Consider the following 20,664-nt stretch of genomic DNA (forward strand, 5'->3'; position numbering starts at 1 on the left):
TTCGCCGCCTAAACGGGCAACAAACGAAGGGAGAGCCCATGGCACGCAGACCGCAAGCCCCGATCGAGGACCGGCCCACCACGAAACGCATCGGCGCGCTGAGGGGGCTTGCCCCCTTCGTGCGGCCCTATCGCGGCACCGCTGCCGCGGCGCTCGCGGCGCTTGTCCTCACCGCCTCGATCAGCCTGATCCTGCCGATCGCGGTGCGCCGCGTCGTCGACGGGTTCCAGCAGGGGGCCGAACTGCTCGACCAGTATTTCGGCGCGGCCCTCGTCATCGCGGCGCTGCTCGCGATCGGCACCGGGCTGCGCTATGCCCTTGTCACCCGCTTCGGCGAACGCGTCGTTGCCGATATCCGCAAGGCGGTGTTCGGCCGGGTGATCGGCATGTCGCCCTCGTTCTTCGAACGCATCCTGACCGGCGAGATCATCTCGCGCATCACCACCGACACCACGCTGATCCTCTCGGTGATCGGCTCCTCGGTCTCGGTCGCGCTGCGCAACGTGCTGATCCTGATCGGCGGCCTGCTGATGCTGCTCGTCACCTCGGCCAAGCTGACCGGGCTGGTGCTGCTGGTGGTGCCGCTCGTCGTCGTGCCGATCGTGGTGATGGGCCGGCGGTTGCGCGTTCTCGGCCGCGAGAACCAGGACTGGATCGCCGCCTCCTCGGCCTCGGCCTCGGAGGCGCTGCTCTCGGCGCAGACGGTGCAGGCCTTCACCCACGAGGCGCTGACCCGGCGCGCCTTCTCGGACGTGACCGAGAAAAGTTATGACTCGGCGCGGCGGCGGATCAGCACCCGCGCGCTGATGACGGTGATCGTGATCTTCCTCGTCTTCGCGGGCGTCGTCGGCGTGCTGTGGGTCGGTGCGCGCGACGTGCGCGGCGGCGCGATGTCTGTGGGCGAGCTGGTGCAGTTCGTGATCTATGCGGTGATGGTCGCGGGCTCGGTCGGGGCGCTCTCCGAGATCTGGGGCGAGCTGCAGCGTGCCGCGGGCGCGACCGAGCGTCTGGTCGAGCTGCTCTCGGCCCATGACAGCGTCACCGATCCCGAGCATCCGGTGCCGCTGCCGATGCCGGCGAAGGGAGCGATCCGCTTCGAGGACGTCAGCTTCCACTATCCCTCGCGGCCCGAGACCTCGGCGCTCGACCATGTCGCGCTGACGATCGAGCCGGGCGAGACCGTAGCCCTTGTCGGCCCCTCGGGGGCGGGCAAGACCACTGTCGTGCAGCTGATCCAGCGGTTCTGGGACCCGGAGACGGGGCGCGTCACCATCGACGGCTATGACCTGCGAAGCCTGGCGCGTGCCGATTTCCGCCGGGCCATCGCGCTCGTGCCGCAGGACCCGGTGATCTTCGCGGCCTCCGCGCGCGAGAACATCCGCTTCGGCCGGCCCGAGGCGACGGATGCCGAGGTCGAGGAGGCCGCGCGCGCGGCCCATGCCTGGGACTTCCTGACCGCGCTGCCGCAGGGCTTCGACACCTATGTGGGCGAGCGTGGCGTGATGCTGTCGGGCGGGCAGAAGCAGCGCATCGCCATCGCCCGCGCGATCCTGCGCGACGCGCCGATCCTGCTGCTCGACGAGGCGACCTCGGCCCTTGATGCCGCCTCCGAGCGCGAGGTGCAGGCGGCGGTCGACCGGCTGTCGGTCGGGCGCACCACGGTGATCGTGGCGCACCGGCTGGCCACGGTGAAGAAGGCGCATCGCATCGTCGTCTTCGACGAGGGCCGGATCGTCGCCCAGGGCACGCATGAGGAACTGGTGGCCCAGGGCGGGCTTTACGCCGAGCTTGCCAAGCTCCAGTTCACCGACGGCGCCGCCCTCTGAGGCGGGCGCCGCTTCCCCCGCGGGGCGGGGCAGGGATGCCCTCGCGTCATGGCTGCCATGACGTGACGTTTTGGTAAGCCTTGCCCTTGCCGCCCGTCGGCGCTTTGACGCATTCTGCGGGCGAGGCCCGGGGAGGAACGGGCAGGGGAGGTTGAGATGGCGGAAGTCTATGCCACGGTCGCGGACCGTGATCGTATCGAGCGTGAGGCGCCCTGGGCGGCGCGCGACAACGCGAAGACGCTGTACGAGTTTCTGACGCGTGCGAAACAGCGCCACGGGGCGCGGCCGGCGCTGTCGTTCCAGCTGTTCTCCGACCCGAAGGCGCCGGCGCAGACGCTGACCTGGTCGGCGCTGCATGCGCGGGTGACACAGGCCGCGAACCTGCTGCGCAGCCTCGGCGTGGGCGAGGGGGACACCGTCGCCTATCTGCTGCCGAACTGCCTCGAGACCGCGATCACGCTTCTGGGCGGGGCGACGGCGGGCATCGTCAACCCGATCAACCCGCTGCTTGAATCCGAGCAGATCTCGGCGATCCTGCGCGAGACCAAGGCCAAGGTCCTGGTCACGCTCAAGGCCTTCCCGAAGACCGACGTGGCGCAGAAGGCGGCCGAGGCGGTGAAGTTCGCGCCGAACGTGCAGACGGTGCTCGAGATCGACCTGAACCGCTATCTCGCGCCGCCGAAAAGCTGGATCGTGCCCTTCCTGCGCCCGAAGATGGAGACGCGCCATCACGCCGACGTCTTCGACTTCAACCGCGAATGCGCGAAGATGCCGGGCGACCGGCTGACCTTCGCGGACAGCACCGGCGACCGGGTCGCGGCCTATTTCCACACCGGCGGCACCACCGGCATGCCGAAGGTGGCGCAGCACAAGTATTCGGGGATGATCTACAACGGCTGGCTCGGCGGCACGCTGCTGTTCGACGAGACCGACGTGATGATCTGCCCCTTGCCGCTGTTCCACGTCTTCGCCGCCTATCCGATCATGATGTCGGCGATCGCGGCGGGCGCGCATGTGGTGATGCCGACGCCCGCGGGCTATCGCGGCGAGGGCGTCTTCGACAATTTCTGGAAGCTGGTCGAGCGCTGGCAGGTCACCTTCCTGATCACCGTGCCGACGGCGATCTCGGCGCTGATGCAGCGGCCGGTGAATGCCGATATCTCGTCGCTGCGCACGGCGATCTCGGGCTCGGCGGCGCTGCCGGTCGAGCTGTATACCCGCTTCAAGGAGGCGACCGGCGTCGAGGTCTGCGAGGGCTATGGCCTGACCGAGGCGACCTGCCTCGTCGCGGTGAACCCGCCCGACGGCAAGAAGAAGGTCGGCTCGGTCGGCCTGCCGCTGCCCTACACCCATGTGCGGATCCTGCGCCGGGTGAACCACGAATACATCGAATGCGGCATCGACGAGGTCGGCGAGATCTGCGTCGCCAACCCGGGCGTCTTCGAGGGCTCGACCTATACCGAGCCGGACAAGAACCACGATCTGTTCGCCGAGGACCGCTTCCTGCGCACCGGCGACCTCGGGCGCCTGGATGGGGACGGCTATCTGTGGATCACCGGCCGCGCGAAGGACCTGATCATCCGCGGCGGGCACAACATCGACCCGGCCGAGATCGAGGAGGCGCTGCTCAGCCATCCGGCGGTGGCCTTCGCCGGTGCCATCGGCCAGCCCGACAGCTTCGCGGGCGAGCTTCCCTGCGCCTATGTCGAGCTGGTGGCGGGCGCCGAGGTGACCGAGGCCGAGATCATGGCCCATGCGAAGAAGCACATCCACGAGCGCGCCGCGATCCCGAAGCATATCGAGATCATGGCGGAACTGCCGAAGACCGCGGTCGGCAAGATCTTCAAGCCCGACCTGCGCAAGCGCGCGATCCAGCGGGTGCTGGACGCCGCGCTGAAGGAGGCGGCGATCGCCGCCCATGTCGTCTCGGTGATCGAGGACAAGAAGCGCGGTCTGGTGGCCGAGATCGCCACCACCGGCGCGGTCGAGGAAGAGGCCGTCAAGCGCAAGCTCGGCGAGTTCACCGTGCCTTGGGAATGGGCGAAGTGAGGCGGACCTGAGATCTGGGGGCGGGCCGCTGGTCCGCCCCTTTCCCCTTGCGCTCAGCCGCCCAGCTCGACCGTCGCGCGCCGGCTGCCGATCACCTTGCCGGCGCGGACCAGCTCGGCCGTGGCGCGGTAGCTGCCCGGGGCAAAGCCGCCCGGTGGAGCCTTCTTTCCGGCATAGGCCAGAAACAGCGCCTGTCCCTTCCTGAGCGGCGTCTCCTGCACGAAGTGATAGCCCGCGGGCCCGTCGATGAGAACGCGCAGCACGTCGCCGGTCAGGCTTTCCCAGCCATAGGCCCAGAGCAGCAATGCCCCGGCATCGGCGGGAAGCACGGTGGCGGCCGGCAGACCGGCCCGCACCGCGTCGTAATCGGGCGGGGCAGAGGCCAGCCCCGCCTCGAGCAGGCCGCCCGGGGTATAGGGCTCGGGGCTTTGCCACAGCCCGGCCTGCGCGGTCATGGTGCAGTTTTCCGTGGCCTCGGGCCGGAACGGATCGACGGTCGTGCCGTTCTCGCGCAGTGACAGGTGCAGGTGCGGAAACTCCGCCAGCCCCGACTCTCCCACCAAGCCAAGAGGGGTGCCGGCCGCGACCGTCTCGCCCGGCGTCACCCGGATCGAGCCGCGCCTCATGTGGCAATATTGCGTCTGCCAGCCCGCGCCGTGCTCGATCAGCACGCCGTTGCCGCATTCCTTGCCCTTCACGCTTTCGCCGGCCAGATGGGCGCCATCCGCCTCGCCGTCGCGCACCGCGCGCACCCGGCCCGGAGCGGCCGCCAGCACCGCGACGCCCGCCGCCATCGCCGCACGGGTGGGCAGGGCGAAATCCGTGCCGTCATGGCCCTGATAGGTGACGGTGCCGCAGCCGTAATCGCGGATCCCCGGCCCCGGGTCGCGGTCGACGTAATGCTGGATGTAGCAGTCCTTGCCCAGCGTGCAGTCGATGGGCAGGGCAAGCGTGATCGTCCCGGCCGACGCGGCCGGGGCAAGGAAAATCCCGGCCCCGAGGATCAGGGCCGGGATCCGATGTCGTCTGGACCGCACGGGATCAGCCGGCGGGCAGCAGGCGCGGTTTCGCCTCGCCGGTCAGGCGCGGCTTGCCGAGCTCCTCGACGTCGAGGACGATGGCGTCGTCCTTGACCCCGATGAAGACCATGCCGCCCTTGGTCAGCTTGCCGAACAGCAGTTCCTCGGCGAGCGGCTTCTTGATGTATTCCTGGATCACGCGGCCGAGCGGACGCGCGCCCATCTTGTCGTCATAGCCGCGCTCGGCGAGCCAGTTCGCCGCCTCGGGGCTCAGCTCGATATGCACGTTGCGGTCGATCAGCTGCGCCTCGAGCTGCAGCACGAACTTGTCGACAACCTGCAAGATCACGTCACGCGACAGCGGCGCGAAGCTGACCACGGCATCGAGACGGTTGCGGAACTCGGGCGTGAAGGTGCGCTCGATCGCCGCCGTGTCCTCGCCCTCGCGCCGGTCGCGGCCGAAGCCGATCGCCGCTTTCGCCTGTTCCGAGGCGCCCGCGTTCGAGGTCATGATCAGGATCACGTTGCGGAAGTCCACCGTCCGGCCGTTGTGGTCGGTCAGCTTGCCGTGGTCCATCACCTGCAAGAGGATGTTGTAGACATCCGGATGCGCCTTCTCGATCTCGTCGAGCAGCAGCACGCAATGCGGGTGCTGGTCGACGCCATCGGTCAGCATGCCGCCCTGATCGAAGCCGACATAGCCCGGAGGCGCACCGATCAGCCGGCTGACCGCGTGCTTCTCCATGTATTCCGACATGTCGAAGCGCAGCAGTTCGACGCCGAGCGTATCGGCCAGCTGCTTCGCCACCTCGGTCTTGCCGACGCCCGTGGGGCCCGCGAACAGGTAGTTGCCGATCGGCTTTTCCGGCTCGCGCAGGCCGGCGCGGCTGAGCTTGATCGCCGAGGCGAGCACCTCGATCGCCTTGTCCTGACCGAAGACCACACGCTTGAGCGTCTTTTCCAGATCGCGCAGCACCTCGGCATCGCTCTTCGAGACGGTCTTCGGCGGGATCCGGGCGATCTTCGCCACCACCGCCTCGATCTCCTTCGGGCCCAGCGTCTTGCGCCGCTTGCTCTCGCTCAGCAGATGCTGGGCGGCGCCGGCCTCGTCGATCACGTCGATCGCCTTGTCGGGCAGCTTGCGGTCATGGATGTAGCGCGCCGACAGCTCCACTGCCGCCTTGATCGCGTCATTGGTATAGCGGATGTCGTGATGCTTCTCGAAATAGGGCTTCAGCCCCATCAGGATCTTCACCGAATCCTGCACCGTGGGTTCGTTCACGTCGATCTTCTGGAACCGGCGGGAGAGCGCGCGGTCCTTCTCGAAGTGCTGGCGGAACTCCTTGTAGGTGGTCGAGCCCATGCAGCGCAGCTTGCCGCCGGCCAGCGCCGGTTTCAGCAGGTTCGAGGCATCCATCGCCCCGCCCGAGGTGGCGCCGGCGCCGATCACCGTGTGGATCTCGTCGATGAAGAGGATCGCGTCGGGATGGTCCTCGAGCTCCTTCACCACCGCCTTCAGCCGTTCCTCGAAATCGCCGCGATAGCGGGTGCCGGCCAAGAGCGCGCCCATGTCGAGCGAGAAGATCGTCGCCTTCGACAGGATCTCGGGCGTCTCGCCACGGGTGATCTTGAGCGCGAGGCCCTCGGCGATGGCGGTCTTGCCGACACCGGGGTCGCCCACCAGCAGCGGGTTGTTCTTGCGTCGGCGGCACAGCACCTGGATCGCGCGCTCGACCTCTTCCTCGCGGCCGATCAGCGGGTCGATGTCGCCCTTTTGCGACTTCTGGTTCAGGTTGACGCAGTATTTCGCCAGCGCCGATTCCTTCGCCTCGCCGGGCTGGGCCGCCTCGGCCTTCTGCTCGTCCTCGGCGCCGACGACCGGGCGCGCCTCGCCGAAGGCGGGGTCCTTGGCGACGCCATGGGCGATGAAGTTGACCGCGTCATAACGGGTCATGTCCTGCTCCTGCAGGAAGAAGGCGGCGTTGCTCTCGCGCTCGGCGAAGATCGCGACGAGCACGTTCGCCCCCGTCACCTCGGTGCGCCCCGAGCTTTGCACATGGATCGCGGCGCGCTGGATCACGCGCTGGAAGGCGGCCGTGGGCACGGCCTCCGAACCCTCGACCTCGGTGACGAGGGTCGACAGGTCGTCTTCGATGAATTCGTTCAGGGTCTGGCGCAGCTCGTCGAGATCGACGCCGCAGGCGCGCATCACGCGGCTGGCGTCGGGCTCGTCGATCAGCGCGAGCAGCAGGTGTTCGAGCGTTGCAAGCTCGTGCTTGTGCGAATTTGCCAGCGCGAGGGCCCCGTGGATGGCTTGTTCGAGCGTGGTCGAGAACGACGGCATTTGGTGCTCCTTTCCTGGGGTGCGGGGCCTGGGCCCTGTGCTGGTCCGATAGGACTAGAGTTCGGCGGAAACGGCCGCGCTTCAAGCCCTCTTTGCGTAAAAATCACTCACTGTTTCCGCTCTGCCCGAAAAGTGAACAGAACCTCTGCCCGTTTTCCCGCCCCGAGGGCAGGTGCCCCGCCGTCCGCAGAGGGCGTGTCCGGGGGTGAAAATCCCGCGTCGGGACCAGTTCCGGGTTGAAATAGGGTGGGGAAGGGGTCATTGGAAGGGCCTCTCGTTAGGGAAATGACGGAAAGAACGATGGCCTCCTTCCGGATCTCGCGTCTGGCGATGTGGCGTCGCTCGCGGGCGATGAACTCGACACGGCTGTGGAAGTCGCGCTTCGTGTTCTGGATCGGTGCGCTCGCGATCGGTGCGATCAGCGCCGGTTTCGCAATTGCCGCCGACTTCGCGCAGAAGACCTTCGCGGCCTTCGCGGGAACCGACGAGTTCCGCCTTGCGCCGCTGATCCTCACCCCGCTCGGCTTCGTCGCCTGTGCCTGGGCGGCGCGGAGCTGGATCCCGAATTCGCAGGGCTCGGGCATTCCGCAGGCGATGGCGGCGCGGGTGCTGCGCGACCTGCCCGACCGCGGCGCGATGCTGAGCCTGAAGATTGCCGTGGGCAAGGTGGTGCTGACCGTGGCCGGCCTGTTCTGCGGCGCCTCGATCGGGCGCGAGGGGCCGACGGTGCAGGTCGGCGCCTCGATCATGATGGCGGCGGGGCGTTTCGGCGGCATCCCGGCGGGGCGCGGGCTGATCCTTGCGGGCTCGGCCGCGGGCATCGCGGCGGCCTTTAATACCCCGGTCGCGGGCATCGTCTTCGCGATCGAGGAAATGAGCCGCGCCTACAAGGCGCGCACGAACGGCGTGGTGCTGATCACGGTGATCATCGCCGGTCTCTCCTCGCTCGGCATTCTCGGCAACTACACCTATTTCGGCCAGTCCGACGCGCTGGCGAGCGGCTGGCGCGACGGGCTGCTGGTGCTGGCCTGCGGTCTCGTCGGGGGCGTCGTCGGGGCGCTGTTCAGCCGCGCTGTGATCTTCATCACCCGCTGGCTGCGGCGCTTGCGCGTGGTCAGTGCGGGGCGCAAGGCGGTGCTGGTGGCGCTCGTTGCGGGCATCGTCACCGCGGTCGCGGGCGTCTCCTATGACGGGCTGACCTGGGGCACGGGCTATGACGTCGCCCGCGCCGCGATCGAGGGGCAGGCGCCGCCGCCCAGCTATTTCCTGGCAAAGCTCGTCTCGACGCTGGCCGCCACCGTCTCGGGGATTCCGGGGGGGCTCTTCGCGCCCTCGCTCTCGGTCGGCGCGGGGCTGGGCGCCACCGTGGCGCTGGTGCTGTCGAGCGAGGTGGGGCTGGCCGCGATCCTTGGCATGGCTGGCTATTTCGCCGGGGTGACGCAGGCGCCGATGACGGCGTTTGTCATCATCATCGAGATGACCGGCAACCACGACATCATCGTGCCAGTGATGGCGGCGGCGATGCTCGGCTATGGCACCTCGCGCTTCATCTCGCCCGAGCCGCTCTATGCCACCCTGTCGCGGCTCTTTGTGGCCGATGCGCTGCGTGCGGCGCGTGCGGCCGGGGCGGCGGGGCGTGCGGCGGCGGCACAGGAGGTGGCGGCGGTGGCCGAGGCCGAGGCGCTGTTCGAGGACAGCCCTGCGGACGACCGGCCCGCGGGCGCCGCCGGCAAGGACGGCGACGGGCCGCGCTGAGCGGCCCGCGGATCGCTCAGAACCGGTCCTTGCGCGCCCGCGCCTCGGTGAAGGTGTCAAGCGCGCTTGCCTCGGGCGGCAGGCCGAGGGCACGTTTCAGCGCCGGATCGGCGCCGCGCAGGAACGGGTTCGTCGCCAGTTCCTGATCCAGCCGGGCCGGCACCGTCGGCCGCCCCTCGGCGCGCAGCGCCTTCACCTCGGCCATCCGCGCGCGCAGGGCAGGGGCCTCGGGCTCGAGGCTCAGCGCGAAGCGGCCGTTCGCTTCGGTGTATTCGTGGCCCGAGCAGATCAGCGTGTCGCCCGGAAGCGCCGCCATCCGGGTCAGCGTCGCCAGCATCTGCGCCGGGCTGCCCTCGAACAGCCGCCCGCAGCCCCAGCTCATCAGGCTGTCGCCCGAGAACAGGAGCCCCGCCCGCGGCATGTGAAAGGCGATGTGGCCGAGGGTATGGCCCGCGGCATCGAGGATCTCGGTGCGGTGGCCCGCGACCTCGATCACCTGGCCCGGATGCACGGCCGTGTCGAGTCGCGGCAACCGGTGCGCATCGGCCTCGGCGCCGATCACCGCGGCCCCGGTCGCGCCCGCCAGCGCGGCCACCCCGGCGATGTGGTCATTGTGGTGGTGGGTGAGCACGATCGTGTCGAGCCGCCAGCCGCGCTCGGCCAGCAGCTGCTGCACCGGCGCCGCCTCGGGCACGTCGACGACCGCGGTCGTGTCGCTGCCGGCATCGTGCAGCAGATAGGCGTAATTGTCGGCAAGACAGGGGACGATCAGCAATTCGAGGGTCATGGCTTTTCGTGTCGCATTCGCTATTGTGGCCCCCAGTTACGCCCGGGGAGGGACCGCACGCAATGCACCTCGACGTGCTCGACCTGCGCAATTTCTACTATCGCACCCAGCTTGGCCGTGCGGCGCAGCGCGCGGTGCGCGACCGTCTGCTCGAGCTCTGGCCCGCGACCTCGGCCGAGATGGCGGGGCTGACCGTGGCGGGCTATGGCTTTGCGGTGCCGCTGCTGCGGCCCTATCTCGCGCCGGCGCGGCGGGTGATCGGGCTGATGCCCGCGGCGCAGGGGGTGATGCCCTGGCCCGCGGGGATGCCCAATGTCTCGGTGCTGTGCGAGGAGACGCGCTGGCCGCTCGAGACCGGCATGGTCGACCGGCTGGTGGTGCTGCACGGGCTCGAGGTCTCGGACAACCCCGATGCGCTGCTCGAGGAATGCTGGCGGGTGCTCGGCCCCGGCGGGCGGGCGATGCTGATCGTGCCGAACCGCTCGGGCCTCTGGGCGCCGCGCGAGACCACCCCCTTCGGCTTTGGCCGGCCCTACACGCTTGCCCAGCTCGACATGCAGGCGCGGCGCGCCGGATTCGTGCCCGAACGCCACGCCGCGGCCCTCTACATCCCGCCCTCGCACCGCCGGTTCTGGCTGCGCTCGGCGGCGATGTGGGAGCGGATGGGGGCGCGGGTGTCGGGCTTCCTTGCCGCGGGCGTGCTGTTTCTCGAGCTGTCGAAACAGGTGCATTCGCCGCGCCGGCCGGGGCTTGGCGCCGCGGTGCGCAAGCCGCTGTCGATCCTGGAAGGGGCGGCGAAGCCGATGGCCGATCCGGTCTGAGGCCGCGGCCCGGGGCGGCCCCTGCCGCAGGGGAATCATGCCACGAACCGCCCCGCCCGGCACCCCCTGCAAAAGTGGGATGCTGCATTGCAGCATCGTGTTAGCGCCACAACTTCCGGTCGGCTTGCGCTAACAGTTCCGCCCCTGGCCGAATTCCTTTCGCGCACCTCACATTCTCTTGTGCAAGACGGTTGCGAGGGGGGGATGGCTCTGCTACACGCGGTCCCGAATGCGGCGTCTGGGCGGGAACCCGAACGCCGAAGGGAGCCTCCGGCCCGGCCCGGTCGGTGCGATCGGATCGGACGCGCGGGGGCAAGAGCATCGGAAGGGTGGACGTGTCCGAACCAGCTTCGATTTCCGCAGCCATCGCCGGGCGCTATGCCACGGCCATCTTCGAACTCGCACGGGATGCCGGGGGCGTTGATGCCCTCGAGGCCGATGTCGGTGCGCTCGGTGCGGCTCTGGCCGCCTCGGCCGAGCTGCGCGACCTGATCTCCTCGCCGCTCTACAGCCGCGACGATCAGGGCAAGGCGATCGCCTCGGTGGCCGCGCGCATGGGCCTCTCGGCGCCGATGGCGCAGGGGCTTGCGCTGATGGCGTCCAAGCGTCGCCTGTTCGCGCTGCCGCAGCTTCTCAAGGCGCTGGCCGAGGCGATTGCCACGGCGAAGGGCGAAGTGACCGCCGAGGTCACCGCCGCCGCGCCCCTCAGCGACGAGCAGGCCGCCAAGCTGGCCGCCACGCTGCAGGAAAAGACGGGCAAGACCGTCAAGCTCAATGTCGCCGTCGATGACAGCCTGATCGGCGGAATGATTGTCAGGCTGGGCTCGCGCATGATCGACACCTCGATCCGCTCGAAGCTCGCTTCTCTCCAGAACACCATGAAAGAGGTCGGATAATGGGCATCCAAGCAGCTGAGATCTCTGCGATCCTCAAGGAGCAGATCAAGAACTTCGGGCAGGACGCCCAGATGGCCGAAGTCGGCCGCGTGCTCTCGGTGGGCGACGGTATCGCCCGCGTGCACGGGCTCGACAACGTCCAGGCGGGCGAAATGGTCGAGTTCCCCGGCGGCATCCGCGGGATGGCGCTGAACCTCGAGGTCGACAACGTCGGTATCGTGATCTTCGGCTCCGACCGCGACATCAAGGAAGGCGATGTCGTCAAGCGCACCAACGCGATCGTGGACGTGCCCACCGGCCCGGGCCTGCTCGGTCGCGTCGTTGACGCCCTCGGCAACCCGATCGACGGCAAGGGTCCGGTGACCTATGTCGAGCGTCGCATCGCCGACGTTAAGGCTCCGGGCATCATCCCGCGCAAATCGGTGCACGAACCGATGGCGACCGGCCTGAAATCGGTCGACGCGATGATCCCGATCGGCCGTGGCCAGCGCGAGCTGATCATCGGCGACCGTCAGACCGGCAAGACCGCGATCGCGCTCGACACCATCCTGAACCAGAAGTCGTACAACGAGGCCAACCCCTCGAACAAGCTGCACTGCTTCTACGTCGCCGTCGGCCAGAAGCGCTCGACCGTGGCGCAGCTGGTGAAGAAGCTCGAGGAATCGGGCGCGATGGAATACACCACCGTGATCGCCGCGACCGCCTCGGACCCGGCGCCGATGCAGTTCCTCGCCCCCTACTCGGCGACCGCGATGGCGGAATACTTCCGCGACAACGGCCAGCACGCGCTGATCATCTATGATGACCTGTCGAAGCAGGCCGTGTCCTATCGCCAGATGTCGCTGCTGCTGCGTCGTCCCCCGGGGCGTGAAGCCTATCCGGGCGACGTGTTCTACCTGCACTCGCGTCTGCTGGAACGTTCGGCGAAGCTGAACGAGGACTACGGCCTCGGCTCGCTGACCGCTCTGCCGATCATCGAGACCCAGGCGGGCGACGTGTCGGCCTACATCCCGACCAACGTGATCTCGATCACCGACGGCCAGATCTTCCTCGAAACCGAACTGTTCTACCAGGGCATCCGCCCGGCCGTGAACACCGGTCTCTCGGTGTCGCGCGTCGGCTCCTCGGCCCAGACCAACTCGATGAAGTCGGTCGCCGGTCCGGTGAAGCTGGAACTCGCGCAGTATCGCGAAATGGCCGCCTTCGCGCAGTTCGGCTCGGACCTCGACGCCGCCACGCAGAAGCTGCTGAACCGCGGTGCGCGCCTGACCGAGCTGATGAAGCAGCCGCAGTACTCGCCGCTGACCAACGCGGAAATCGTCGCGGTCATCTTCGCGGGCACCAACGGCTTCCTCGACACCGTGCCGGTGAAGGAAGTCGACCGCTTCGAGAAGGGGCTGCTGAGCTACCTGCGCTCGAACCGCAAGGATGTCCTTGACTGGATCACCAACGAAGATCCGAAGATCAAGGGCGATGCCGAAGCCAAGCTGAAAGCCGCGATCGCAGAATTCGCCAAGACTTTCGCTTGACCCGCCTGAAAGGACAGGGACATGCCCAGCCTTAAGGACCTCAAGAACCGGATCGCGAGTGTCAAGAACACTCGTAAGATCACGAAGGCGATGCAGATGGTCGCGGCGGCAAAGCTCCGTCGCGCCCAGGAAGCCGCCGAACACGCCCGGCCCTATGCCGAGCGGATGAACGCCGTGATGACCAGCCTTGCGGCTTCGGTCGGCGGCTCTGCCTCTGCGCCCCGGCTTCTGGCCGGGACGGGCTCTGACCAGACCCACCTCCTGGTGGTGATGACCGGCGAACGCGGGCTTTGCGGTGGCTTCAACGCCAACATCGCCAAGCTTGCGCGGCACCGGGCGGACGAACTGCTGGCTGCCGGCAAGACGGTGAAGATCCTGACCGTCGGCAAGAAGGGCCGCGACGCGCTGCGCCGCGACTATGGCCAGTATTTCGTCGGGCACGTGGACCTGAGCGAGGTGAAGAAACTCACCTATCTCACCGCCCGCGGGATCGGCCGTGACATTCTCGCCCGCTTCGACGCCGGCGAATTCGATGTCGCGACGATCTTCTACTCGGTCTTCGAGAGCGTGATCTCGCAGGTGCCGACGGCGAAACAGGTGATCCCGGCCCAGTTCGAGGAAAGCGAGGGGCATGGCTCCTCGGCGCTCTTCGACTACGAGCCGAGCGAGGAGGCGATCCTCCACGACCTGCTGCCGCGCGGTGTCTCGACGGCGATCTTCTCGGCGCTGCTCGAGAACAACGCCTCGTTCAACGGCGCCCAGATGTCGGCGATGGACAACGCCACCCGCAACGCGGGCGACATGATCGACAAGCTGACGATCGAGTACAACCGCTCGCGCCAGGCCGCGATCACCAAAGAGCTCATCGAAATCATTTCGGGCGCCGAGGCGCTCTGACGGAACCGGAGATAGACAATGGCAAGCAAAGGCAAAGTGACCCAGGTCATCGGCGCCGTCGTCGACGTGCAGTTCGAAGGCGGCCTGCCCGCAATTCTGAACGCGCTCGAGACCACCAACAACGGCAAGAAGCTGGTGCTCGAAGTCGCCCAGCACCTCGGCGAGAACACCGTCCGCGCGATCGCGATGGACGCCACCGAAGGCCTCGTGCGCGGCGCTGAAGTCGTCGACACCGGCTCGCCGATCTCGGTGCCGGTCGGCAACGCGACGCTCGGCCGCATCCTGAACGTCATCGGCGCGCCGGTGGACGAGCGCGGCCCGGTCGAAGCGGCCGAATACCGCGCCATCCACCAGCCGGCCCCGGATTTCGCGGCGCAGTCGACCGCGTCGGAAATCCTCGTCACCGGCATCAAGGTCATCGACCTGCTCGCCCCCTACTCGAAGGGCGGCAAGATCGGCCTGTTCGGCGGCGCCGGCGTGGGCAAGACCGTTCTGATCATGGAACTGATCAACAACATCGCAAAGGTGCACTCGGGCTTCTCCGTGTTCGCCGGCGTGGGTGAACGGACCCGTGAAGGCAACGACCTCTATCACGAGATGATCGAGTCGGGCGTCATCAACCTCGACAACCTCGAGGAGTCGAAGGTGGCGCTGGTCTACGGCCAGATGAACGAGCCTCCGGGGGCCCGTATGCGCGTCGCCCTCTCGGGCCTGACGCTGGCCGAACAGTTCCGCGACCAGTCGGGTTCGGACGTGCTGTTCTTCGTCGACAACATCTTCCGCTTCACCCAGGCGGGTTCGGAAGTGTCGGCGCTGCTCGGCCGTATCCCCTCGGCCGTGGGCTATCAGCCGACGCTCGCCACCGACATGGGCGCGCTGCAGGAACGCATCACCTCGACCAAGGCGGGCTCGATCACCTCGGTGCAGGCGATCTACGTTCCGGCCGACGACCTTACCGACCCGGCGCCGGCGACCTCGTTCGCCCACCTCGACGCCACCACGGTTCTGTCGCGTGCGATCTCGGAACTCGGCATCTACCCGGCCGTGGACCCGCTCGACTCGACCTCGCGGATCCTCGATCCGCAGATCGTCGGCGAAGAGCACTATCAGGTCGCCCGTGACGTGCAGGGCATGCTGCAGCGCTACAAGTCGCTGCAGGACATCATCGCCATCCTCGGCATGGACGAACTGTCGGAAGAGGACAAGCTGACCGTGGCCCGCGCCCGGAAGATCCAGCGCTTCCTCAGCCAGCCGTTCGACGTGGCGAAGGTCTTCACCGGCGCCGACGGCAAGCAGGTTCCGCTCGAGGACACCATCAAGTCGTTCAAGGCGGTGGTGGCCGGTGAATACGACCACCTGCCGGAAGCCGCCTTCTACATGGTGGGTGGCATCGACGAAGTGATCGCCAAGGCCGCGAAACTCGCTGCTGCGGCGTAAGGGGGATAACCCATGGCCGATACGATGCAGTTCGACCTCGTCGCGCCCGAGCGGAAGCTTGCTTCCGCTCCGGTGGCCGAGGTGCGGATTCCGGGCGCCGATGGCGACCTGTCCGCGATGCCGGGGCATGCGCCCCTGATCACCACGCTGCGGCCGGGGATCCTGACCGTGGTCAGCGCTGCAGGGACCGCGGAATACGCGGTGACCGGCGGCTTCGCCGAGATCACGCCCGAAAGCGTGATCGTGCTGGCCGAGCGCGGCATGCCGAAGGCGGAACTGACGCCCGACGTGCACGCCGAGATGGTCGCCGAGGCCCGCAAGGCCGTCGAGGAGGCTGCGCCCTCGCTCGTCGACGCCGCGATGAAGGTGCTCGCCGACATGGAAGCCCTTGGCTCGCACATGACCCTCTGAGGGACGGTGCCGCAAGATCGAAGGCCCCGGGGGAAACCCCGGGGCTTTTTTCTTTTCCCGAGGCGTCGTAGACCTTCGGAAAAGCCGGAGATTGAGGCATGTTGAAGATCGCGTCCCACCGCGTGGGAATTGCCCGGGGATCGCTGGTGCTGTTCTCCGATTTCCAGGACGGCGGCATCATGTGGACCGGCGAGGGCCCGCGCGAGCTGCGCCGCGTCGTGACCTTCCGCGAGCCCTTCCGCGAGGCGCCTGCGGTGCAGGTCTCGCTGTCGATGTGGGACATCGACCAGAAGCACAACGGCCGGATGGACATCTCGGCCGACATGGTGACGCCCGAGGGCTTCGTCATCGTGTTCCGCACCTGGGGCGACACCCGCGTGGCGCGGGTGCGGGCGGACTGGATGGCGATCGGCGGTGTCGGACACGAAGACGACTGGGAGGTCTACTGAGGGGCAGGGCAGGGGGGCGCCGCGTTCCCGCAAGCCGTCGCTCCAGGCCGCCGTGCACGGCGCCCCTGCACATTTCCAATTGCCCCAAATATCCCGGGGGGAGAGGCCCGCAAGGGCCGAGGGGGCAGCGCCCCCCTTTTTCCCGGCAGCCAAACAGCAAAAGGGCGCCCCGAGGGGCGCCCTTCCGTTTCCCGCAAGGGAAGGCGTGATTACATCATGCCGCCCATGCCGCCCATGTCGGGCATGCCGCCAGCCGGAGCCTTGGGCTCGGGCTTCTCGGCGATCATCGCCTCGGTGGTGATCAGCAGGCCGGCAACCGAAGCCGCGTTCTCGAGCGCGGTGCGGGTCACCTTGGCCGGATCGATCACGCCGAACTTGAACATGTCGCCATATTCTTCGGTCTGTGCGTTGAAGCCGAACGAGAGCGATTCCGAGTCGCGGATCTTGCCGGCGACCACGGCGCCGTCGACGCCCGAGTTCTCCGAGATCTGACGCAGCGGCGCTTCGAGGGCGCGACGGATGATCGAGATGCCGACGTCCTGATCGGCATTGGCGCCCTTCAGCCCTTCGAGCGTCTTGGTGGCCTGCACGAGGGCGACACCGCCGCCGACGATGATGCCTTCCTGAACGGCCGCACGGGTCGCGTTCAGCGCGTCATCGACGCGGTCCTTGCGCTCTTTCACTTCGACCTCGGTCATGCCGCCGACGCGGATGACAGCGACGCCGCCAGCGAGCTTGGCCACACGTTCCTGCAGCTTCTCGCGGTCGTAGTCCGAGGTGGTTTCCTCGATCTGGGTGCGGATCTGGGCGACGCGCGCCTCGATCTCGGCCTTGTCGCCGGCGCCGTCGACGATGGTGGTGTTCTCTTTCGAGATCGACACCTTCTTCGCCTTGCCGAGCATGTCGATGCCGACGTTCTCGAGCTTCATGCCGAGGTCTTCCGAGATCACCTGGCCGCCGGTCAGGATCGCGATGTCCTGCAGCATGGCCTTGCGACGGTCACCGAAGCCCGGAGCCTTGACAGCGGCGATCTTCAGGCCGCCACGCAGCTTGTTGACCACGAGGGTGGCCAGCGCTTCGCCTTCCACGTCCTCGGCGATGATGAGGAGCGGCTTCTGCGACTGGATCACGGCTTCCAGCAGGGGAACCATCGGCTGCAGCGACGAGAGCTTCTTCTCGTGCAGCAGGATCAGCGCATCGTCGAGATCCGCGATCATCTTGTCCGGGTTGGTGACGAAGTAGGGCGAGAGGTAGCCGCGGTCGAACTGCATGCCTTCGACGACTTCGACTTCGGTCTCCATGCCCTTGTTTTCTTCGACGGTGATGACACCCTCGTTGCCGACCTTCTGCATCGCGTCAGCGATGAAGCGGCCGATCTGGGCTTCGCCGTTCGCCGAGATGGTGCCGACCTGGGCGACTTCGTCGCTGTCGGCGACCGGGCGCGAGGCGGCCTTGATCGCGTCGACGACCTTCGCGGTGGCAAGGTCGATGCCGCGCTTCAGGTCCATCGGGTTGAGGCCGGCGGCGACCGACTTCAGGCCTTCCTTGATGATCGCCTGGGCGAGCACGGTGGCGGTGGTGGTGCCGTCGCCGGCTTCGTCATTGGTGCGGGCGGCGACTTCTTTCACCAGCTGCGCACCCATGTTCTCGAACTTGTCCGAAAGCTCGATTTCCTTCGCGACCGAGACACCGTCCTTGGTGATGCGCGGGGCACCGAACGACTTCTCGATGACGACGTTGCGGCCTTTCGGGCCGAGAGTGACCTTCACGGCGTCCGCGAGGATGTTCACACCCTTCAGCATGCGGTCGCGGGCATCGGTCGAGAACTTGACGTCCTTGGCTGCCATTGTTTGGCTCCTTCAGAATAGCGTTGAGATCAGGGGATCGCGTGGGCGGATGGGCCTCAGGCGATGATCCCCATGATGTCGGATTCTTTCATGATCAGCATTTCGGTGCCGTCGAGGGTCACTTCGGTGCCCGACCACTTGCCGAACAGGACGCGGTCGCCGACCTTGACCGACGGCGCGATCAGCTCGCCCGAGTCCTTGCGCGCGCCTTCGCCCACGGCGACGACTTCGCCTTCGGCCGGCTTTTCTTTCGCCGAATCCGGAATGATCAGCCCGCCCTTGGTCTTTTCTTCGCTCTGCACGCGCTTGACCAGCACGCGGTCATGAAGCGGTTTGAATGCCATCTGGGTCACTCCCTAAGGTTCCAGGTTGAAAGCTTTTAGCACTCAGCACTGGCGAGTGCTAACGAGGCGGGAGTTAGTCACGCCCCCCCGGGCCTGTCAACACCCCGATTGCCGAAAATTTCCGCCGCGCCGCGGCGATCCGGAGCATCCGGCGGGGCAGGGCGTGCATGCTGCGGGAAAGCGCGCCTGTTAGCGCCGAAGCTTCCCGCGCAAGGCGTGACAACGGACCCGGCTTTCCGTATAACCCGCGCGACATCGCTTCAGACCCCGAGGAATCCATGACCATCAAGGTTTTCGGCCATAAATCTCCCGACACCGACTCGACCGGCTCGCCCATCGTCTGGGCCTGGTATCTGACCGAAGTGAAGGGCGTGGCTGCCGAGCCCGCGCTGCTGGGCGAGCCCAACACCGAGGCCGCCTTCGTGCTGAAGCACTGGGATCTGCCGAAGCCCGCGATCATCGCCGGCGTCGAGCCGGGCGAGAAGGTCGTCATCGTCGACACCAACAACCCGGCCGAGCTGCCCGAGGGCATCAACAAGGCCGACATCACCGCGATCATCGACCACCACAAGCTGGTCGGCGGGATCGAGACCAAGGGCCCGATCGACATCACCATCCGCCCGCTCGCCTGCACCGCCACCATCATGCACGACCTGATGGGCGAGGCCGTCGAAAAGGCGCCGAAGGCGATCAAGGGCGCGATGCTGTCGTGCATCCTGTCGGACACGCTCGAGTTCCGCTCGCCCACCACCACCGACCACGACAAGGCCGTTGCCGAGAAGCTGGCCGCCGATCTGGGCGTGAACATCAACGAGCTCGCCTCGGCGATGTTCGAGGCGAAATCGGACGTCTCGGCCTTCTCCGACGCCGCGCTGCTGCGCATGGACTCGAAGGAATACAACGTCGACGGCACCGAGCTGCGCGTCTCGGTCCTCGAGACCACCGCGCCGAAGCTGCTCCTTGACCGCAAGGACAGCCTGATGGCCTCGATGGTGGACGTGGCGAAGGAAGACGGTGCCGATCAGGTCCTGCTCTTCGTCATCGACATCCTGAACGAGGAAGCCACGCTGCTCGTCCCGAACGATCTGGTGAAGAAGATCGCCGAGGCGTCGTTCGGCTGCACCGTCGAGGGCGACACCGTCGTCCTGCCGGGCGTCATGTCGCGCAAGAAGCAGATCATCCCGGCGCTGAAGGTCTGATCCTTCGCACAGGGCAAGCTTGCGGGGCGGGGGGAAACCTCCGCCCCGCTGTCGTCTTGCGGGGAACGGAAAGCGCCCGGGGCGGGTTTGCCTTCCGTCGCGGGCGTGTCATATAGCGCCTGTAGGACAACGCGGCGGGGCGGCAGCGCGCCGCATCAAGGACTTGAGGCTGTGATGACCCGTATCGTGCAATCCCTGGCCGAGATCTCGGCGCCCTATGACGCGCTTTTCTGCGACCTCTGGGGCTGTCTGCACAACGGCGTCGCGCCCTTCCCGGCGGCCGTTGCTGCGCTTCAGGACTTCCGCGTCAAGGGCGGTCGCGTGGTGCTGCTGACGAACGCGCCGCGGCCGGCGAAATACGTGATCGCCACGCTCGACCGGCTCGGCGTGCCGCGCGACGCCTGGGATCTGGTCGTCAGCTCGGGCGATGCGGCGCAGGACGCGATGTTCGCCGGCGCCGTCGGTCGCAAGGTCTGGCATCTCGGGCCGGAGAAGGACAACGGCTTCTTCGAGGAGGTGCCCGAGGCCTGGCAGGGCCAGCCCGGCGTCGAGCGCGTGTCGCTTGCCGAAGCCGAGGGCATCGTCTGCACCGGCCCCTTCGACGAGATGAACGAGGTGCCCGAGGATTACCGGCCGCGATTCCTGCTGGCCAAGACCCGCGGCCTGCCGATGCTCTGCGCCAACCCCGACATCGTCGTCGACATGGGCGAGACGCGGATCTACTGCGCCGGCGCGCTGGCCGCGCTTTACGAGGACATGGGCGGCGAGGCGCTCTATTTCGGCAAGCCGCATCCGCCGATCTATGACCTTGCGCGCCGCCGTCTGGCCGCGCTCGGCGTCGCCGAGGATGCGCGCCTCCTGGCGATCGGTGATGGCGTCAACACCGATGTCGCAGGCGCCGCGGGCGAGGGCATCGACGTGCTTTTCGTCACCGGCGGGCTTGCGGCCGACCAGTTCGGTCCCGATATCGAGTCTCCGGATGCCGAGCTGCTCGACACCTGGCTTGCCGCGCGCCAGCAGGCGCCGCAATTCGCCATCGGCCGTCTGCGCTGAG

At 67.5% G+C, this 20,664-nt stretch carries 17 protein-coding genes; 12 read left to right on the forward strand and 5 right to left on the reverse strand.

Annotated elements, in window-relative coordinates; translation table 11 throughout:
* Window positions 1-38 precede the first annotated feature (38 nt).
* Window positions 39-1,826 carry an ABC transporter transmembrane domain-containing protein gene (locus AC0QTQ_RS05065; protein WP_480258573.1) on the forward strand — a complete coding sequence of 596 codons (1,788 nt, stop codon included), beginning with the start codon at window positions 39-41 and terminating at the stop codon, window positions 1,824-1,826.
* 156 nt (window positions 1,827-1,982) lie between these two features.
* Entirely contained in the window at window positions 1,983-3,875 is a 1,893-nt protein-coding gene (locus AC0QTQ_RS05070) for an acyl-CoA synthetase (RefSeq protein WP_480258574.1), read from the forward strand.
* A gap of 53 nt (window positions 3,876-3,928) precedes the next feature.
* On the opposite strand, the gene AC0QTQ_RS05075 is transcribed toward AC0QTQ_RS05070, so the two are convergent.
* A complete protein-coding gene (locus AC0QTQ_RS05075; RefSeq protein WP_480258575.1) occupies window positions 3,929-4,912 on the reverse strand; it encodes a M23 family metallopeptidase in 984 nt (327 codons plus the stop codon).
* A gap of 4 nt (window positions 4,913-4,916) precedes the next feature.
* Window positions 4,917-7,238 (reverse strand): ATP-dependent Clp protease ATP-binding subunit ClpA, encoded by a 2,322-nt coding sequence (clpA, locus tag AC0QTQ_RS05080; RefSeq protein WP_480258576.1) that lies wholly within the window; start codon window positions 7,236-7,238, stop codon window positions 4,917-4,919.
* 300 nt (window positions 7,239-7,538) lie between these two features.
* Between clpA and AC0QTQ_RS05085 the strand changes: the two genes are divergently transcribed.
* A complete protein-coding gene (locus tag AC0QTQ_RS05085; RefSeq protein WP_480258577.1) occupies window positions 7,539-8,993 on the forward strand; it encodes a chloride channel protein in 1,455 nt (484 codons plus the stop codon).
* A 16-nt stretch (window positions 8,994-9,009) separates the two neighbouring features.
* Here the strand turns inward: AC0QTQ_RS05085 and gloB are convergent, their stop codons facing one another.
* Window positions 9,010-9,780 (reverse strand): hydroxyacylglutathione hydrolase, encoded by a 771-nt coding sequence (gene gloB, locus AC0QTQ_RS05090; RefSeq protein ID WP_480258578.1) that lies wholly within the window; start codon window positions 9,778-9,780, stop codon window positions 9,010-9,012.
* A 62-nt stretch (window positions 9,781-9,842) separates the two neighbouring features.
* On the opposite strand from gloB, the gene AC0QTQ_RS05095 reads away from it, so the two are divergent.
* The 7 genes from AC0QTQ_RS05095 (at window position 9,843) to AC0QTQ_RS05125 (ending at window position 16,220) form a co-directional block, all read left to right on the forward strand.
* Complete coding sequence (locus AC0QTQ_RS05095; RefSeq protein WP_121530267.1) at window positions 9,843-10,601, forward strand: methyltransferase domain-containing protein; 759 nt, start codon at window positions 9,843-9,845, stop codon at window positions 10,599-10,601.
* A 335-nt stretch (window positions 10,602-10,936) separates the two neighbouring features.
* Window positions 10,937-11,497 carry a F0F1 ATP synthase subunit delta gene (locus AC0QTQ_RS05100; protein ID WP_480258579.1) on the forward strand — a complete coding sequence of 187 codons (561 nt, stop codon included), beginning with the start codon at window positions 10,937-10,939 and terminating at the stop codon, window positions 11,495-11,497.
* A complete protein-coding gene (gene atpA / locus AC0QTQ_RS05105) occupies window positions 11,497-13,026 on the forward strand; it encodes a F0F1 ATP synthase subunit alpha (protein WP_121530268.1) in 1,530 nt (509 codons plus the stop codon). Before AC0QTQ_RS05100 ends, atpA begins: the two co-directional genes overlap by 1 nt.
* Before the next feature lie 21 nt (window positions 13,027-13,047).
* Entirely contained in the window at window positions 13,048-13,923 is an 876-nt protein-coding gene (locus AC0QTQ_RS05110; protein ID WP_121530269.1) for a F0F1 ATP synthase subunit gamma, read from the forward strand.
* An 18-nt stretch (window positions 13,924-13,941) separates the two neighbouring features.
* Window positions 13,942-15,360: a F0F1 ATP synthase subunit beta gene (atpD, locus tag AC0QTQ_RS05115; RefSeq protein ID WP_121530270.1), complete on the forward strand. Its 1,419-nt coding sequence runs from the start codon at window positions 13,942-13,944 to the stop codon at window positions 15,358-15,360.
* A 12-nt stretch (window positions 15,361-15,372) separates the two neighbouring features.
* Entirely contained in the window at window positions 15,373-15,771 is a 399-nt protein-coding gene (locus tag AC0QTQ_RS05120) for a F0F1 ATP synthase subunit epsilon (protein WP_480258580.1), read from the forward strand.
* A 98-nt stretch (window positions 15,772-15,869) separates the two neighbouring features.
* Window positions 15,870-16,220 carry an H-type lectin domain-containing protein gene (locus AC0QTQ_RS05125; RefSeq protein WP_128148010.1) on the forward strand — a complete coding sequence of 117 codons (351 nt, stop codon included), beginning with the start codon at window positions 15,870-15,872 and terminating at the stop codon, window positions 16,218-16,220.
* A 209-nt stretch (window positions 16,221-16,429) separates the two neighbouring features.
* On the opposite strand, the gene groL is transcribed toward AC0QTQ_RS05125, so the two are convergent.
* Together groL and groES are read right to left on the reverse strand one after the other, a co-directional pair.
* Window positions 16,430-18,067, reverse strand: a complete 1,638-nt coding sequence (gene groL, locus AC0QTQ_RS05130) for a chaperonin GroEL (protein WP_480258581.1) — start codon at window positions 18,065-18,067, stop codon at window positions 16,430-16,432.
* A 56-nt stretch (window positions 18,068-18,123) separates the two neighbouring features.
* Window positions 18,124-18,411 (reverse strand): co-chaperone GroES, encoded by a 288-nt coding sequence (gene groES, locus AC0QTQ_RS05135; RefSeq protein WP_121530273.1) that lies wholly within the window; start codon window positions 18,409-18,411, stop codon window positions 18,124-18,126.
* Window positions 18,412-18,689: 278 nt separating this feature from the next.
* Here groES and AC0QTQ_RS05140 point away from each other — a divergent pair, with 278 nt between their 5' ends.
* Both AC0QTQ_RS05140 and AC0QTQ_RS05145 read left to right on the forward strand, forming a co-directional pair.
* Complete coding sequence (locus AC0QTQ_RS05140; protein WP_121530274.1) at window positions 18,690-19,610, forward strand: manganese-dependent inorganic pyrophosphatase; 921 nt, start codon at window positions 18,690-18,692, stop codon at window positions 19,608-19,610.
* Between the two features lie 174 nt (window positions 19,611-19,784).
* On the forward strand, window positions 19,785-20,663 hold the full coding sequence (locus AC0QTQ_RS05145; protein WP_480258582.1) for a TIGR01459 family HAD-type hydrolase: 879 nt from the start codon (window positions 19,785-19,787) through the stop codon (window positions 20,661-20,663).
* Window position 20,664 lies beyond the last annotated feature (1 nt).

It is taken from the genome of Paenirhodobacter sp. YD-8 (assembly GCF_056590935.1).